The sequence below is a fragment of the Oerskovia sp. 140933 genome, assembly GCF_059651515.1.
On sequence record NZ_JAMXIO010000002.1, the window covers coordinates 1 to 15,635 of the forward strand.

Here is a 15,635-nt window from a genome sequence, read left to right on the forward strand (position 1 = left end):
TGCTCCTGTGCACCCGGGTGAGCGACGCCGTCGGGCGGGACCGGGTCAGCGGTCCTGCTCGCGCTCCCGCTCCTCCTCGTCCCACGCCTCCGAGCGGGCCCGCGCCAGCTCGAGCGCCTTGGCCGCCGCCTCACGCGTCGGGTACGGGCCCATGCGGGAGGACCACGCGGACTGCGGGCCCTTCGAGACCTCGCCCGTCCGGGTGTCGTAGTAGTACTGCTCCTCGGTCGCCGGGTCGCCGTCGTCGGAGAATCGCTCGTTCGTCATAGGACGATCCTGCCGCACACTCCCCCGACTCGTCGGGCGAGCCGCCCCGGCGCGGCTCCGTAGACTGGCGCCATGCCCGGTTCTCCCCTCCTGACGGCCCCGCGCGGACCCCTGGTCCCCGGGACGGTCTCACCGCCGCGCGCCGTGCCGCGCTCCATCCCGCGACCCGAGTACGTCGGCAACCCCGGCCCGCGGCCCTTCACGGGCGACGACGTCGTGGCTCCCGAGACGGTCGAACGGATCCGGGTCGCGAGCCGCATCGCGGCCCAGGCCCTCGCCGAGGTCGGGGCGCACGTCGCGCCGGGCGTGAGCACCGACGAGCTCGACCGGATCGGGCACGAGTTCCTCCTCGACCACGGCGCCTACCCGTCGACGCTCGGCTACCGCGGGTTCCCCAAGTCGCTGTGCACGTCCCTCAACGAGGTCGTGTGCCACGGCATCCCCGACTCGACCGTCATGGTCGAGGGCGACATCGTCAACGTCGACATCACGGCGTTCATCGGCGGCGTCCACGGCGACAACAACGCCACGTTCGCGGTCGGGGAGATCAGCGAGGAGGCCGCGCTGCTCGTGCAGCGCACGCGCGAGGCCCTCGACCGGGCCGTCAAGGCCGTGCGCCCCGGGCGCGAGGTCAACGTCCTGGGCCGTGTCGTCGAGAAGTACGCGCACCGCCACGGGTACGGTGTGGTGCGCGAGTACACCGGTCACGGCGTCGGGGAGGCCTTCCACTCGGGCCTCGTGATCCCGCACTACGACGCGGCCCCCGACCACGACACCATCATCGAACCAGGGATGGTCTTCACGATCGAACCCATGCTCACGCTGGGCGGCCCCGAGTGGCGGATGTGGGACGACGGGTGGACCGTGGTCACCGCGGACAGGTCGCTGACCGCCCAGTTCGAGCACACCCTGGTCGTCACCGAAGACGGAGCGGAGATCCTGACCCTGCCATGAGCAAGCACTCACACCACCACCACGGCCTCGCGTTCGGGATCGACGTCGGCGGCAGCGGCATCAAGGGTGCCCCCGTCGACCTCTCGACGGGCGAGTTCGCCGAGGAACGCCACCGCATCCCGACGCCGCAGCCCTCCACGCCGGAGGCCGTCTCCCAGGTCATCGCGGAGCTCGTCGACGAGTACGACCTGCCGCACCACGTGCCCATCGGCGTCGCCTTCCCCGGCCCGCTCCACCACGGCGTGATCGGGTTCATCGCGAACCTCGACAAGTCGTGGAAGGGCGTCGACCTCCCCGCGCTCCTCAAGGAGGAGACCGGGCGCCACGTCGTCGCCATCAACGACGCGGACGCCGCCGGGATCGGCGAGGTTCGCTACGGGGCCGCGAAGGACACACGCGGGACCGTCCTCGTCGCGACCCTCGGCACGGGCATCGGCAGCGCGCTCGTCGTCGACGGGATCCTCGTGCCCAACACCGAGCTGGGGCACCTCGAGATCGACGGGTTCGACGCCGAGTCGCGCGCCGCGGACTCGGCCCGCGACCGCGAGAACCTCTCCTGGGAGGAGTGGGCCGAACGGCTCCAGCGCTACTTCGACGTCGTCGAGATGCTCTTCTCGCCGGACCTCATCGTGGTCGGTGGCGGCGTCTCCAAGCACCACGAGAACTTCCTGCCGCTGCTGAAGCTCAAGGCGCCGATCATCCCCGCCAAGCTGCGCAACGCGGCCGGCATCGTGGGGGCAGCGGCCCTCGCCGCCGAGGGGGCCCGGCTGGCGTAGCCGCCGTGCCGCGTGCCCGGGCGACACCGTGTCGTGCGGGCGCGCGGGGCCGGTGCGGCCCGGGCGCCCGACCGGTCAGACGGCCGTCTGGTGCCGGTCCTCGGACGGGTGGTCGACCTGGTGGTTCGGCAGGGCCGGGAAGATCTCGATCACGCCCAGCATCTCCAGGACGTCCGTGACGACCGTCGGCGGGTTGCGCAGGCTCACCTGGAGCCCCTCCTCGCTGCCGATCGTGTAGAACTGCACCAGGAACGCGATCCCGGTCGAGTCCATGAACGTCACCTTCGAGGTGTCGATCACCACGGGAACGTCTCGGTCGAGGGCGTTCGCCAACGCTGCGCTCGCCTCGCTGCGCAGGGCGACGTCGATCTCGCCCCACATGTCCACCACGCTGGTCTCGGGCTGCTCGAAGAGCGTGATCCCGCCTGTCGTCGTCGTCCTGCTCGGAGTCATGAGTCCTGAGCCCCCGCTCGTCGTGTTCTCGGCGCCCGACGCTTGGGTGCCGCCAACAGAGCCAGGGTACCCCCAAGAGGTGCCCGCATGACAGCATTCTGGGAATCGCTTTACCTGGGGGGCCGCCAGGTGCGGTTGAGGGCATATCTACCTCCTGGTCATATTGGTCACGCAGGTCACACTTCTCCCCGGGTGCACCTTCCCGCGCAAGCGGTGCGACGCCGTCGTACGGTCGGACGACCAGCCGCACCCGACGCGAGAGGTGGTCACCATGCCCAGACGCGACCCTGGCCCGTCCGTCAAGGACAAGGAGCTGTACGAGTCCCTGCGCGACGAGGGGAACTCGAAGGAGAAGTCCGCGCGGATCGCGAACGCCGCCGCGGCGTCGTCCCGGAGCACGGTCGGAGCGAAGGGCGGTTCGTCGCCCGCGTACGAGGAGTGGAGCGTCGCCGAGCTGCGCCGGCGCGCACGGGAGGTCGGCGTCGAGGGCCGCTCGACCATGCGCAAGGGTGAGCTGATCGACGCCCTGCGGAACCACTGACCGGGGCTGCCGCGTGAACGACGCAGCGGGCCAGGACGACACGCGGGACGAGTCCGACGACGAGCGGGCCGACCGGAACTGGGCCGAGCTGCTCCAGGAGCTGCGCGTCACGCAGATGGGCGTGCAGATCCTCACCGGATTCCTGCTGACCCTGCCGTTCCAGCAACGATTCGGGGAGCTCGACCCCGTCCAGGTGAACATCTACCTGTGCCTCGTGGTCCTCTCGGTCCTCGCGACGGGACTGCTCGTCGCCCCCGTGTCCCTGCACCGCATGCTCTTCCGCAAGCACCTCAAGGCGCGGCTCGTGACGTCGGCCGACCGGCTCGCACGCGTGGGACTCGTGGTGCTCGCCCTCGTCGTCACCGGGACCGTGCTGCTCATCTTCGACGTCGTCGTCGGGCCCGGGGCGGCCGTGGCCGCGGCCATCGGGGCGCTCGTGGTCTTCGCACTGCTCTGGGTCGCGCTGCCGCTCGCCCTGGTGCGACGGGCGCGCGCTTCCGACGAGTGACGGCTCAGGCGCGCCGGTCGTAGACGGCCTCGACCGCCTCGTACGCGGCCTCGCCCGGCACCAGGTTGAGCATCGTCATGCGCCCGCCGCCCGTCGGGACCGGTGCGACGAAGATCTGCCAACCCCAGTCGGGGCCCTCAGGAGCCGCGTAGCTTCCCGTGAGCCGCACGACGCCGTCGTCACCCACCGTCCCGCTGAACAGCATCCACGCGGGCGACGAGTGCCACGAGTCGAGCCACACCGCCGAGACCCCTTCCTCGCCCGAGCCGCCGCTCAGGAGGAGGAGCCCCTCCTGGGGCGCGTCGCCGTCGGACCACGTGTAGGCGAACGACACGAACTCGCGCGCGGTGACAGAGACCGACGCGGTGGCGGCCGACGCGACGAACTCGTCCGTCGGGAGGAGGCGCTGACGATGGACGCCCTGCCACTGCCCCACGAGAGGGGACAAGCACTCGACGATCCTCATCCCGCCAGCCTACTGACCGGGTGAGGTGGATGACAGGGCGGATGAGTCGGTCGGTACGCCGGGTTCTGTCCCCGCGCGCGGTTACCCCCGCGCGGGTGACGGCCATCCATCTACGACGTACGTTGCCGCACGCCTCCAGCGGTCTACCCGACTGTGCTTCTCACCAGAGAATCGGGCGGGCCGCCCTCCAACACAGTCTGTCTGACCTTGCTCCAGGTGGGGTTTACCTAGCCGGACCAGTCACCTGGCCCGCTGGTGGTCTCTTACACCACCGTTTCACCCTTACCGCCCGCGACCGGAGTCGTGGGAGGCGGTCTGTTCTCTGTGGCACTGTCCCGCGGGTCACCCCGGGTGGGCGTTACCCACCACCTTGCCCTGTGGAGCCCGGACGTTCCTCGGCGACGCCACGAGGGCGCCGACGCGGCCGTCTGACCGACTCATCCGCTCACGCAGCCTACACGTCCACGCGGTAGCCCAGCGCGAGCTCGTCACCGCTCTTGCCGCGGATCCCCCAGCTCTCGGGCGGGCTCTCGAGGATGGCGACCTCGAGGTCGTCCGCCGCCAGCCCCAGGAAGGGCGCGACGTCGTCGAACATCGCGGCGATGAGGGCCCGCTTGGCCTCGCGCGAGCGACCCGTGAAGCACACGACCTCGATCACGAGGTACGCATCGCTGCGCTGCGGCGCGACCAGGTCGCCGTCCTCCAGGAGGAGGAAGCGGTGGAACCGCTTGTCCTCGGGCAGCCCCCAGGCGCCGACGACCGCCCGGTGGATCGCGTCGGAGATGTCCTCGCGCTTCATCTCCCAGACCGTGCGGGTGCCGTAGATCTTGACCTGGACCATGCGGCACAACCTAGTGCCGGGGGTCGGGGCGCGCCACGGGTGACCATCGCCACGCCCGCGTCGGGCCTGGGGGCCGTCGCGCCCGCCCTAGAGTGACGGTGTGCTTCTGCTCCTGCCGCCCTCCGAGGGAAAGTCCGTGCCCGACGACGGCGCTCCCCTCGACCTCGCGTCCCTCAGCTCGCCGTCGCTCACCGGGCACCGCAAGGCCGTGCTGCGGGCGCTCGTCGCCGCGAGCAGGCGACGTGACGCGCTCGACGTGCTGGGCGTGAGCAGCGGGCTCGCCGACGAGGTGGCGCGCAACGTGTCGCTCGCGACGGCTCCCGCCGCTCCGGCCGCGCAGGTGTACAGCGGCGTCCTGTATGCGGCCGCGGGCCTGGCCGACCTGGCTCCCGCCGCCGCGGCGCGGGCCGAGGACTCGGTGCGGATCGTGTCGGCGCTGTGGGGCGCGGTCTCCCCCGGCGACCGCATCCCCGCCTACCGGCTGTCGATGGGCACCCGGCTCCCGCCGCTCGGTGCGCTCGCTCCGACCTGGCGCCCGCACCTCGCCGGGGCGCTCGACGCCCGCGCGACCGGTGACGTCGTGATCGACTGCCGGTCCGCGCCGTACGCGGCGGCGTGGAAGGTGCCCACCGGGGCCGAGCACGTCGCGGTGCGCGTCCTGCGCGAGCTGGACGGCAGGAGGAGCGTCGTCTCGCACAACGCCAAGCACACGCGCGGCGTCCTCACGGGGCACCTGCTCACGCGCCCCGACCCGGTGCACACGGCCGAGGACCTGCTCAAGGCCGCCTATGAGCTGGTCGGGACCGCGCTGCTCGACGCGACGCTGCTCCCCGGGGCGCGCGGGGCGTCGACGCTGGAGCTCGTCGTCTCCTGACGCCTTGCCCCCACGGTCGAGAACGAGGTTGAGGTCGTCTGCGGCCTTCTGGCGACCTCAACCTCGTTCTCGGCACAGGGCTTCAGGGCTCGCTCGGGCACCCGACCACGGTGAGCTCGGTCGCGCCGTCCGCCCACAGCCGCACGATGCTCACCGACCCCGGCGGGACCCGGAAGCCTGCCCAGCGCGAGGGCGGCGCATCGATCGCCCGCCCGACGGCGGCACGCACCTGCACCGCGTGGCCTACGACGACCACGGTCCGGCCCGTGCCGCGCGCGAGGAGGTCCTGCAACCCCGCCCAGACGCGGTCGCCGACGTCGGCCATCGACTCGCCCCCCGGAGCAACCTCGGTGCCCGACATGAGCCAGCGCTCGGGATGCCCCTCCCACCGCTCGGCGATCTGCCCGGCCGTGAGCCCTTCCCACTCCCCGAAGTGGACCTCGGCGAACCGTTCGTCGGTCGTGACGTGCAGCCCCAGGCGGCGGCTCACCGCCCGGGCCGTCTCCTGGGCGCGGACCATCGGGGACGCCACGATCTCCGAGGGCTTGGGCAGATCCGTCCAGCGGTCCCGACCGATGCGGTGGACCAGGTCCGCCGCCTGCGCCGCCTGCACACGACCGCGTGCCGTGAGCGACGGGCCGGGGACCGACGACCCCGAGTAGGCGCCCGCGACGGTCAGCGGCGTCTGACCGTGGCGCACCAGGACGACGGTCAACGGCTCGGCGCCGTCGAACCGTGCCCGGGCGCCCGAGGGCCGCGCGGGGGTGTCGAAGCCGGGGGCCGCAGCGGCGGTGCCGGTCTCGCGGTCTGCGCCGGCAGCACCGCTCGCGTCCGAGGACTCCTGGACGGCCGACGTCGTGATCGTCGGGGCCGCGGCAGCGTGCTCCGGGTCGGTCGCGGGTTCACCGTCCGACGGTGGGAAGTCGTGCGCGATCTCGCCGCGCGAGTCCATGACCTGGTTGGCGAGGGCGTCGGCGTCGGAGTTGTCGGCGCGCGGCACCCACTCGTACGTGACCTGCGACGCGGGCAGGATCAGGGCTGCCTCGGCGGCGAGGCGGCGCATGTCCTCGTGCTTGATCTTCCAGCGTCCGGACATCTGCTCGACGACGAGCTTGGAGTCCATGCGGACGAGGACACGCGCCTCGGGGTCGATCGACCGCGCGGCGTCGAGCCCTGCGACGAGCCCCGAGTACTCGGCGACGTTGTTCGAGACGACCCCGAGGTAGCGGGCCCGCTCGGCGAGCACTGCACCCGTCGCGGCGTCCCGGACGAGCGCCCCGTAGCCTGCCGGCCCGGGGTTGCCGCGCGACCCGCCGTCGGCCTCCACGATCAACGTTCTACCCATGCCTCGTCCTCCACGTCTGCCCACGACTCGCCGCGTCCCACTGGTCGGCAGGACCGATCGCCCAGCCTACGACGCCCCGGGACGGCACCTCGGGCGCACTCCGCGGCGTCTGGGGACTCGCACGTCCCTGGAGTGCCGGGCCGGGGTGCTGCTGGTCGTCGGGTTCTCGGGTGGTGGTGCAACACAGGCGCCGTCTGGGGGGTTCAGTCGAGGGGCTCGGTGACCAGGCGGGCCCGGGCCTCGTGGATGGTCAGGGGCGGGGCGGTGCTCGTGGTGCGAGCAGTACCCGCGATCGGGGTCCACGTGTCCGTCCCGGTGATCTGAAAGCGCCCGGCCCACGTCGTGCCCAACGTGATCGTCGCGACCGCCTCCTCGGTATACACATGAGACACGCTCTGGTCCGGGAACGGAGCACCCGGATCCGTCGTGGTCACCGGCCCCGACCCGTCACCGTAGTCCCACCGATAAGCCTCCGGAACGGCCTCGATCGTGACCGGGATCCCCAACAAGGTCGTCGCAAACCTCTGCGAGGCAGGGGTGGTGTACGTGATCGTCTCGACGTTGACCAGCGTCCATCCGTCCGGAGGCTGCACCGTGATCGGCGACGGCGCGATGACCAGACGAGCGAACTCCGCCTCCGCCAACGGGGCCAGATCCAGCCCCGTCAGACAGTCCCCCTCGTTCACCAGCTCCCACCCCGACACGTCACGGATCGACCCGTCAGGATCATTCACCCACGACTGCCGAAAGACCGGATCCAACGCAACCTGCCCCGCCGCGCACGTCACGCTCAACGCACCCTCGTACTCCCCCGTCCGACACGCCCCCACCTGCCCCTGACTCGTGGGGAAGTTCCCCGTGAAGCAGATCGACGCCGGCATCCGCCGATACTCCACCGACGCCGGCGAACCATCAGCATTCCTCGGCCGATGCACCGACCCATCAGCAGAGACATCGGTCGCCGTGAGGTCGAACCCGTCGCCCTTTGCGTCAACTTCCAGATCCGACGGTGACGTCGCGAGAGTTGCGGCCAGCACTGCCGAAAAGACGATGCCAGACAGGGTCATTCGTCGACCCCAACAGTAAGGACTCGCCAGTTCGCACCGTCATGGAGCATCTCGACCCGCAGGGTTCCTGAGAACCCTTCCTGACGGTCCTTTTCGACACCGGTTGCGTCACGGACGATGGCTTCCGCCTGATCGAGTTGCACGTCAAGCGGGTAGCCGCCGTTCAGTGTGTCCAGTGGAAACGTCTGCGTGACGTCGACAACGACCTCCCCACCCTCGTACGTCTCGCTCGCGGCGGCTCGCTGCAGCTGCCGGTCCTTCGATGTCGTGCAGAACCCGCACAGTTCCGCCCACGTCATCGCGTCCCACTCTTCGAGGTCCCCGGTCGCCATGACGTACGGGTAGAGCTCCAAGAAGTACACCGCCGCTGCCGCAGCCCCGACCTCGTCCGTACGCTCCATGTCCGCAGGCCGCTCAGGCTTGACCGGCCCTGTCGGCGACGGACTCGGCACCGGACTCGGCGCCTGGCTCACCACCGGCAGCGACGGCTCGACCACCGGCGCCCCCGACGAGCACCCCGCCAACAACCCCACCAGCAACACACCCACCACGAACCCACGCCCACGCACCCGCGCGAACACCCCCTGCAAACCCATCCCCAGCCCCCTCGATAGGTACCAGCACCAGGCAGCACCGCCCGACCACCAGCGAACCTAACCGCTCAAACCACCCCACCGGAACCCCCGATCCCGGACTGTGGACAACCACCCAGCACAGCCCCGCTCACTTCCAGCAGCCACCACCCACCGAACGAGCACCTCGAGTCACACCCACCCCACCGACAACCCCCACCACCCACCCGACGCACCCACCGCCGACCCCCACCACCCGCCGCGCCCGTCAGGTCGATGCGCCAACCCCCGACCACGAGGTTCCGCGCCCTCGACCACGGGATTGAGGCCGCCAACGCCCTCAGAACGACCACAACCCCGTTCTCGGCACCCACGCCGGCACCCGCACCCACGCCAGCACCGGCACCCACACCCACAACCGCACCCACACCGGCCACCCACACCACCCACCTCCGACACGACGAAGCCCCGCCCCCCAGACAGGGGGACGGGGCCTCGGGAGGACGTCGTCAGGCGTCGAGCCGCACCAGGATGCGCGAGCACTCCTCGCAGCGCGCGACCTGCTCGGGGCCCTTGGCCTTGATCGCGGCGACGTCGGAGGGGTTGAGCTCGAGGCGGCAGCCCTCGCAGCGGCGACCGTTGAGCACGGCGGCTCCGAGTCCGCCGAGCTGGTTGCGCAGCCGGTCGTAGAGGGTGACGAGCCCGGCGTCGATGCCCTCGACGGCCTTGGCTCGCGCCGCGGTCACGCTCGCGACCTCGGCGTCGACCTCGGCGAGCTGGGCGTCGCGCTCGGCCTCGACGGCGGTCTTGGCGGCGACGAGCTCGTCGTTCGCGGCGTCGAGCTTCGCGAGGGCGTCCTCGTGGGCCTCGAGGCGCTCCATGACGCCGAGCTCGATCTCCTCGAGGACCTCCTGGCGACGGGCCAGCGACTCGAGCTCACCGACGAGGGCCTGCGCGTCCTTGGCGCCAACCTGTCCGGAGTCGAGCCGGGTCTGGTCGCGGGCGGCGCGGTTGCGGACCTGCTCGACGTCGCCCTCGGCCTTGGTGAGCTCGCGCTTGAGGTCGCTCACGGCGGTGCGCGAGGCGACGAGCGAGGTGCTGAGGTCGGAGATCTGCGCGTCGAGCTCGGCGATGCGGGCGATCGAGGGCAGGGAGGCGCGCTTGTGCGTGAGCTGCTGCAGGCGGGTGTCGAGTGCCTGGACCTCCAGCAGTCGTCGCTGGTCCTCGGGGGGTGCAGTGCTCACAGGGTGCGTTCCTTTCGATGCAGTTGTGGGGCGCCGTGTCAGGCGCGGTGCGCGGAGCCGATCCGAGCGGTCCAGGGGTCGGTCCGGCGGATGCTCACGCGGGTATCCACCGTACCCGTATCTGCGAGCCGTTCCGTCAGGTCGGCGGCTGCGTAGCGCAGCCAGGGCCACTCGCTCGCGAAGTGGGCGACGTCGACGAGGAACGGTCCGCCTGCGGCTCCCCCCTCGAACTCGGCGCGCTCACGCAGCTCGGACGCAGGGTGGTGGCGCAGGTCCGCGGTGACGTAGACGTCCGCGCCCGCGCTGCGGACCGCGTCGAACAGCGAGTCTCCCGAGCCTCCGACGACGGCCACGGTGCTCACGGTCGCGTCGAGGTCTCCCGCGACGCGGACCCCCTGCTCGGTCGGGGGCAGCGCGGCGGCGACGTGCTCGGCGAAGGTGCGCAGCGTCGTCGGCTCCTCGAGGCGGCCCACGCGGCCGATGCCGGTCTCGGCGGGGTGCGCGCCGTCGTCGGGCCCGGCGGACCCGGACGGTCCGGCGGCGGGGACGAGCGGCGTCCGGTCGACGAGGCCGATCGCGTCCGCGAGCGCGTCCGCGACCCCGCGCGGTGCGGCGTCGGCGTTGGTGTGCGCGACGTACAGGCCGATCCCCTCGCGGACGAGGCGGTGCACGAGCGATCCCTTGAACGTCGTCGCGGCGATCGAGTGCACCGGCCGCAGGAAGAGCGGGTGGTGGGTCACGATGAGGTCTGCGCCCCACTCGATCGCCTCGTCGGCGACGGTCGCGACGGGGTCCACCGCGAAGAGGATCTTGCGCACGGGCTGGGCCGGGTCGCCGGTGACGAGCCCGACGGCGTCCCATCCCTCGGCGGTCGACGGCGGGTAGAGCGCTTCGAGGGTCCGGACGACGTCGGCGAGCGTGGGGTGTGCGGTCACGGGACCAGGCTATCCGCCGCGCCTCCGGGCCGACCGTCACGAACCGTCATGGGAGCGCTCCCTACCTGTGTCCGGCAGGGAAGCCGGACCCCGCGACGACGCCCCGGCGTCCACCGGCACCGGACAGTCCCGTGCCCTCGGTGCGTACCGCACCGCACGTCACCCGCACTTCCCGTACCGGCGAGCGCCGGGCGCACAGGCCGTCCTCGACGACGCACCTGCCCCTCGGCGCCGCCCAGACCACGGGCGCCCGACGCAGACGTCCTGCGCCCGAGGAGAGAACCGATGATCAGGAAGACCCAGAGCATCAGACGGCCGCGCACGTCGCGCAGGCCGCAGCGGACCGGCACGATCGGGATCGCGCTCGCCCTCGTCGGGACGCTCGCGCTCGGCGCGGTCCCCGCCCAGGCGCACGACGACCGGCACGGCGGAGGCGGAGGCCGTGGCGGCCTGCCGACCCCCGGCCTCCCCCAGACCCTCGCGACCGGGCTCCTCGGCCCCCTCTCGCTGGGCGTGGGCGACGACGGCTCGCTGTACGCCTCCCAGAACTTCGGCGGGGTCCTCACCGAGGTCAACCGCCGCGGTCAGCAGGACGTCTACACCGCCCCCGTCCCGGGCTCGGAGATCAGCGCGGTCTCGACCGACGGGCGCCGCGTGCTGTTCACCGAGGGCACCCCCGACGGCTCGAGCGTGCTCCTCAAGGAGCGCGACAAGCGCGGGAAGGTCCGCACGGTCGCGGACCTCGGCGCCCACGAGCAGGCCACCAACCCCGACGGTGGCGTGACGTACGGGTTCCGCGACCTGTCCCCCGACTGCGCGGCGCAGGTGCCGCCCGAGGTCGGCGGCCCGAGCCACCCGGGAGAGGTCTTCTCGCACCCGTACGCCTCCACGACGATCGACGGCACCACGTACGTCGCCGACGCCGGGGCGAACGCCATCTGGTCCGTCGACCGGCGCGGGAAGGTCCGCACGGTCGCGGTCCTGCCCGCCCAGCCGCTCGCCGTGACCGCCGAGGTCGCCGCGGCGACCGGGATGCCCGGCTGCACGATCGGGCACACCTACTACAACGAGCCCGTCCCGACAGACGTCGAACGAGGCCCCGACGGACGCCTGTTCGTCTCGCTCCTGCCCGGCGGCCCCGAGGACCCGTCGCTCGGAGCCCGCGGAGCGGTGTACACCGTGAGCCAGCGGGGGAAGGTCTCCTTCTACGCGGGCGGTCTGCTCACGGCGACCAACCTCGCGGTCTCACCGCGCGGGGACGTGTACGTCGCCGAGCTCTTCGCGAGCCGCATCTCGGTGATCCGCAAGGGCACCACGACACCGGTGCCGTTCGCCGAGATCGTCATGCCGGGTGCGCTCGAGTGGACCTCGTCCGCGCTGTACGTGACCTCCGACGTGCTCGCGGGGCTCCCCACCGGGCCCGAGGAGCCCGGTGAGCCGGGCGGGACGAGCCTGCTCTCCCCCACCGACTCCGCGCGGCACCGCCCCACACCAGCCCCGTCGCCCGAGCCTGTCCCGGGCGGCACGCTCGTGAAGATCCCGCTCAAGGGCGGGCGCTGAGCACGGGCCGGTCAGGCCGGACGCAGCACCGGCCGGCTCTGCCGGGCACCGGCCGCAGGGATCCCCTGCGGCCGGTGCCCACCCGACGGTCGGGTGACCGCCCTGCGCCGCGCGCGACGCCCGCGGCCCCCGCGGCCTACCGTGGAGGGATGGGACAGCACTACGTGCGCTCCGTCCCGCCGGGTCCGCTGGGGGCGGCGGTCGGCTCGCTGCTGGGCTACGAGATCACCGAGGACGCCCCCGCGGTCCACCGCGGCCTGCCCTCGCCGTGGCTGACCGTCGTCATCAGCCTCGACGGGCCGGTCCCCACCGCGACCGGCCCGGGCCCGGACGCCGCGCTGCACCGCTACGCGTCGCTCGTCGGTGGCCTGCACACGGTGCCCGCGTACATCCATCAGCCCGCGCACCAGGAGGGGGTCCAGCTCGCGCTCGACCCGCTCGCGAGCCGGGACCTGCTGGGCGTGCCGTCCGGCGAGCTGGGCCTCGTGACCGACGCCGACGACGTGCTCGGCCACCTCTCGCGCGACCTGCGCGAGCGGCTCGGCGGGACCTCCTCGTGGGACGAGCGTCTCGCGCTCGTGACCGGCGCGCTCTTGCGCGCCCGGGGGTCCCGCAGCCCGACCCTCGGTCCGGTCCGTGCGGAGGTCGCCGAGGCGTGGCGGTTCGTCGTCCGCGCGGGTGGCCGGGTTTCGGTGCCCGACGTCGCCGCGCACGTCTGGCTCAGCCCCCGCCAGCTCACGTCTCTCTTCTCGGCCGAGCTCGGCCTGAGCCCGGGAGCGGCGTGCCGCCTGATCCGTTTCGACGCGGCGCGGGACGCGGTGCGCGCGAGGTCCCTGGCGCCGTCGGGCCCGAGCCTCGCGACCATCGCGGCCCGCACCGGGTACGCCGACCACTCGCACCTGGTGCGCGACTTCCACGCGTTCGCGGGGGCGAGCCCGACGGCGTGGCTCGCCGAGGAGCGCGCAAACATCCAAGCCGGGGGCGGTGCACCGCGCGCAGGCTGAGTGCATGGACACCACGACAGCACTCACCGCTCAGGTCTGGCCCACGCTCCAGGCGCACGACGCACCCGCGCTGATCGACTTCCTGGTCGACGTTGTGGGCTTCCGGCGCAACACCGTCATGGACGACGACGGGCGCGTCGCGCACGCCCAGCTCGACTGGCCACCCGGCGGCGGCATCATGCTGGGCTCGTTCAAGCCCGACGCCGAGTGGTCGCGCCCGCCGGGGACGTTCGGCGGGTACGTGGTCGCCGGGGAGGACGGCAGCGGCTCGGGGATCGAGGAGGTCGCGGAGCGAGTGGCACGAGCCGGCGCGATCGTGTCGCCGCTGCACCGGACCGACTACGGCAGCCGCGAGCTGGTGCTGACCGACCCGGAGGGCAACCTCTGGTCGGTCGGGACGTACCCGGGAGAGCCGCGACGGGACTGACCGCGCGCCCGGGAGCGATCCGCTACTTGGCCTGCGCGTAGTCGTCGACGACCGCGACCGTGAGCGGGAAGTCGACCGGGAAGTCGCCGAAGAGCAGCTTCCCGGCCTCGGCCCCCGCGGCGCGGACCTCGTCGGCGACCTGCTCGGCGAGCTCGGTGGGGGCGTGCACGATGATCTCGTCGTGCAGGAAGAAGACCATGTGCGGCTGCTCGGTGAAGGGCGCGGGAGCCCGGCCGGGGACCCGGGCCTGCGGCATCGCGGCGAGCCGCCCCCGGAGCGAGGCCATCCAGCACAGCGCCCACTCGGCGGCGGTCCCCTGCACGACGAAGTTGCGGGTGAACCGTCCCCAGGCACGCGTCTGGCTGCGGGCTCGGGACTGGGCGTCGCTCGACGCGGACTCGTCGTACGCGCTGCCCTGCGTCTCCTCCCAGCCCGACCCGGGCGGGGGCGAGCTGCGCCCCAGGCGCGTGGTCACGATCTCACCGCGCTCGCCCGCCCGTGCGGCCTGCTCGAGCAGCTCCAGGGCCCGGGGGAACGCCTTGGCCAGGCGCGGCAGCATGAGCCCGCTCTCGCCCGTCGTGCCGCCGTACATGGCGCCGAGCATCCCGATCTTGGCCTGGGCCCGTGTCTCGACCGCCCCCGTGTCGACGATGCCCTGGTACATGTCGCCACCCCGGCCGGCCTCGGCCATGACGAGGTCTCCCGAGAGCCCGGCCAGCACCCGGGGCTCGAGCTGAGCGGCGTCGGCCACGACGAGCTTCCAGCCCGGGTCCGCGACCACGGCCGAACGGACCTGGTGCGGGAGCTGGAGCGCTCCCCCGCCGTTCGCGGCCCAGCGCCCGGTCACGACGCCCCCGACGACGTACTCGGGCCGGAACCTCCCGCCGCGCACCCAGGTGTCGAGCCAGTTCCACCCGTTCGCGGTGAGGAGTCGGCTGAGCTTCTTGTACTCGAGCAGCGGCGCGACGACGGGGTGGTCGACGCGTTCGAGGTCCCACTTGCGGGTCGACCTCACGCCGACCCCCGCGTACTCGAGGGCCTTGAGCAGCTCGGGGGCCGAGTCGGGGTTGAGGGCCGGCGCGTCGAGCGCCACGCGCACCTGCTCGGCCAGCGCCTCGAGCCGTGCGGGGCGCAGCCCGAGCGGCGGCCGGGGCCCCAGCATCCCGGTGAGCATCGCGTCGTGCAGGTCCTCGCGCCAGGGCAGGCCTGCGTGGCTCATCTCGGCGGCGGCGAGCGCTCCGGCGGACTCCGCGGCGAGCAGCAGCCGCAGGCGGCCGGGTCCCGACGACGTCGCGACGGCCTCGAGCTGGCGGCCCACCTCCCCCACGGGGTCGGACGGGGAGACGGTTCGACGGTCGCCGAGGTCGAAGAGCGCGTCGGGGCGCTCGATCCCCGGGACGGGGGCCGTCGGGACGGGGTGCATGTCGTCCCACGCGTCCCGCGGCGCCTGCGCGAACGCGGTCGCGGCCGTGAGGGTGGAACGCCGCAGGATGGCACGGGACAGACGCAGGTCGTGGGCTCGCTCGACCCGGGCGCCGGCGGCGAGGGCGGCCGGGTACCAGAGGTTGGTGTCGTCCCAGACCCAGCGGGTCGTGGGTGCCGGCGGTCCGCCCGGGGCTGCGTCGGGCCCGGGGACGGCATCGGGCCAGCGGGTCCGTCGCGGGGCGGCGAGGGGCTCGCCGCGGGCGTCGAGGTCCTGGACGTCGACGAGGCCCGGGTCGGCGGGCGACGTGCGGAGCGGGACCGAGTACACGACGCTGAGTCTGCCGTGCGGGTCTGACACACCTCGCCCACCGCCCCC

Annotated in this window: 18 protein-coding genes and 1 other RNA gene; 8 read left to right on the plus strand and 11 right to left on the minus strand. The window is 72.8% G+C overall.

Annotation, left to right across the window (positions count from 1 at the left end; genetic code table 11):
* Nucleotides 1-45 precede the first annotated feature (45 nt).
* Entirely contained in the window at nt 46-267 is a 222-nt protein-coding gene (locus NHG27_RS01215; protein WP_193720323.1) for an SPOR domain-containing protein, read from the minus strand.
* A gap of 72 nt (nt 268-339) precedes the next feature.
* Here NHG27_RS01215 and map point away from each other — a divergent pair, with 72 nt between their 5' ends.
* Both map and ppgK read left to right on the plus strand, forming a co-directional pair.
* Nucleotides 340-1,221 carry a type I methionyl aminopeptidase gene (gene map / locus NHG27_RS01220; RefSeq protein ID WP_497014478.1) on the plus strand — a complete coding sequence of 294 codons (882 nt, stop codon included), beginning with the start codon at nt 340-342 and terminating at the stop codon, nt 1,219-1,221.
* Nucleotides 1,218-1,997, plus strand: a complete 780-nt coding sequence (ppgK, locus tag NHG27_RS01225) for a polyphosphate--glucose phosphotransferase (protein ID WP_497014479.1) — start codon at nt 1,218-1,220, stop codon at nt 1,995-1,997. The genes map and ppgK overlap by 4 nt, the downstream gene beginning before the upstream one ends.
* A gap of 75 nt (nt 1,998-2,072) precedes the next feature.
* On the opposite strand, the gene NHG27_RS01230 is transcribed toward ppgK, so the two are convergent.
* Entirely contained in the window at nt 2,073-2,450 is a 378-nt protein-coding gene (locus NHG27_RS01230) for an STAS domain-containing protein (RefSeq protein ID WP_193720326.1), read from the minus strand.
* 271 nt (nt 2,451-2,721) lie between these two features.
* Between NHG27_RS01230 and NHG27_RS01235 the strand changes: the two genes are divergently transcribed.
* Entirely contained in the window at nt 2,722-2,991 is a 270-nt protein-coding gene (locus NHG27_RS01235; RefSeq protein WP_193720327.1) for a DUF7218 family protein, read from the plus strand.
* A 13-nt stretch (nt 2,992-3,004) separates the two neighbouring features.
* Nucleotides 3,005-3,499 (plus strand): DUF6328 family protein, encoded by a 495-nt coding sequence (locus tag NHG27_RS01240; RefSeq protein ID WP_497014480.1) that lies wholly within the window; start codon nt 3,005-3,007, stop codon nt 3,497-3,499.
* Nucleotides 3,500-3,503: 4 nt separating this feature from the next.
* Here the strand turns inward: NHG27_RS01240 and NHG27_RS01245 are convergent, their stop codons facing one another.
* From NHG27_RS01245 to NHG27_RS01255, 3 genes are all read right to left on the minus strand, one after another.
* Entirely contained in the window at nt 3,504-3,965 is a 462-nt protein-coding gene (locus tag NHG27_RS01245) for a DUF1579 family protein (protein ID WP_497014481.1), read from the minus strand.
* 38 nt (nt 3,966-4,003) lie between these two features.
* An RNA gene (gene rnpB / locus NHG27_RS01250) (RNase P RNA component class A) lies at nt 4,004-4,405 on the minus strand.
* A gap of 14 nt (nt 4,406-4,419) precedes the next feature.
* Nucleotides 4,420-4,806, minus strand: coding sequence for a tautomerase family protein (locus NHG27_RS01255; RefSeq protein ID WP_497014482.1), 387 nt, complete (start codon nt 4,804-4,806; stop codon nt 4,420-4,422).
* Nucleotides 4,807-4,906: 100 nt separating this feature from the next.
* Between NHG27_RS01255 and NHG27_RS01260 the strand changes: the two genes are divergently transcribed.
* Nucleotides 4,907-5,680 carry a YaaA family protein gene (locus NHG27_RS01260; protein ID WP_497014483.1) on the plus strand — a complete coding sequence of 258 codons (774 nt, stop codon included), beginning with the start codon at nt 4,907-4,909 and terminating at the stop codon, nt 5,678-5,680.
* 82 nt (nt 5,681-5,762) lie between these two features.
* Here the strand turns inward: NHG27_RS01260 and NHG27_RS01265 are convergent, their stop codons facing one another.
* The 5 genes from NHG27_RS01265 to NHG27_RS01285 all read right to left on the minus strand — a co-directional run bounded on the left by NHG27_RS01265 (nt 5,763) and on the right by NHG27_RS01285 (nt 10,843).
* Nucleotides 5,763-7,025, minus strand: coding sequence for a bifunctional RNase H/acid phosphatase (locus tag NHG27_RS01265; protein ID WP_497014484.1), 1,263 nt, complete (start codon nt 7,023-7,025; stop codon nt 5,763-5,765).
* 203 nt (nt 7,026-7,228) lie between these two features.
* Nucleotides 7,229-8,092 carry a hypothetical protein gene (locus tag NHG27_RS01270; protein ID WP_497014485.1) on the minus strand — a complete coding sequence of 288 codons (864 nt, stop codon included), beginning with the start codon at nt 8,090-8,092 and terminating at the stop codon, nt 7,229-7,231.
* Nucleotides 8,089-8,688, minus strand: coding sequence for a DUF6318 family protein (locus tag NHG27_RS01275; RefSeq protein ID WP_497014486.1), 600 nt, complete (start codon nt 8,686-8,688; stop codon nt 8,089-8,091). Before NHG27_RS01275 ends, NHG27_RS01270 begins: the two co-directional genes overlap by 4 nt.
* Nucleotides 8,689-9,173: 485 nt before the next feature.
* Entirely contained in the window at nt 9,174-9,908 is a 735-nt protein-coding gene (locus NHG27_RS01280) for a zinc ribbon domain-containing protein (protein WP_193720335.1), read from the minus strand.
* Between the two features lie 38 nt (nt 9,909-9,946).
* Complete coding sequence (locus NHG27_RS01285) at nt 9,947-10,843, minus strand: Nif3-like dinuclear metal center hexameric protein (RefSeq protein ID WP_497014487.1); 897 nt, start codon at nt 10,841-10,843, stop codon at nt 9,947-9,949.
* A 285-nt stretch (nt 10,844-11,128) separates the two neighbouring features.
* Between NHG27_RS01285 and NHG27_RS01290 the strand changes: the two genes are divergently transcribed.
* The 3 genes from NHG27_RS01290 to NHG27_RS01300 all read left to right on the plus strand — a co-directional run bounded on the left by NHG27_RS01290 (nt 11,129) and on the right by NHG27_RS01300 (nt 13,834).
* On the plus strand, nt 11,129-12,403 hold the full coding sequence (locus NHG27_RS01290; protein WP_497014488.1) for a ScyD/ScyE family protein: 1,275 nt from the start codon (nt 11,129-11,131) through the stop codon (nt 12,401-12,403).
* Nucleotides 12,404-12,552: 149 nt separating this feature from the next.
* Nucleotides 12,553-13,407 (plus strand): helix-turn-helix domain-containing protein, encoded by an 855-nt coding sequence (locus NHG27_RS01295; protein WP_497014489.1) that lies wholly within the window; start codon nt 12,553-12,555, stop codon nt 13,405-13,407.
* A gap of 4 nt (nt 13,408-13,411) precedes the next feature.
* Nucleotides 13,412-13,834, plus strand: a complete 423-nt coding sequence (locus NHG27_RS01300; RefSeq protein ID WP_497014490.1) for a VOC family protein — start codon at nt 13,412-13,414, stop codon at nt 13,832-13,834.
* A 22-nt stretch (nt 13,835-13,856) separates the two neighbouring features.
* On the opposite strand, the gene NHG27_RS01305 is transcribed toward NHG27_RS01300, so the two are convergent.
* Nucleotides 13,857-15,587, minus strand: coding sequence for a bifunctional 3'-5' exonuclease/DNA polymerase (locus NHG27_RS01305; RefSeq protein WP_497014491.1), 1,731 nt, complete (start codon nt 15,585-15,587; stop codon nt 13,857-13,859).
* Nucleotides 15,588-15,635: the final 48 nt, after the last annotated feature.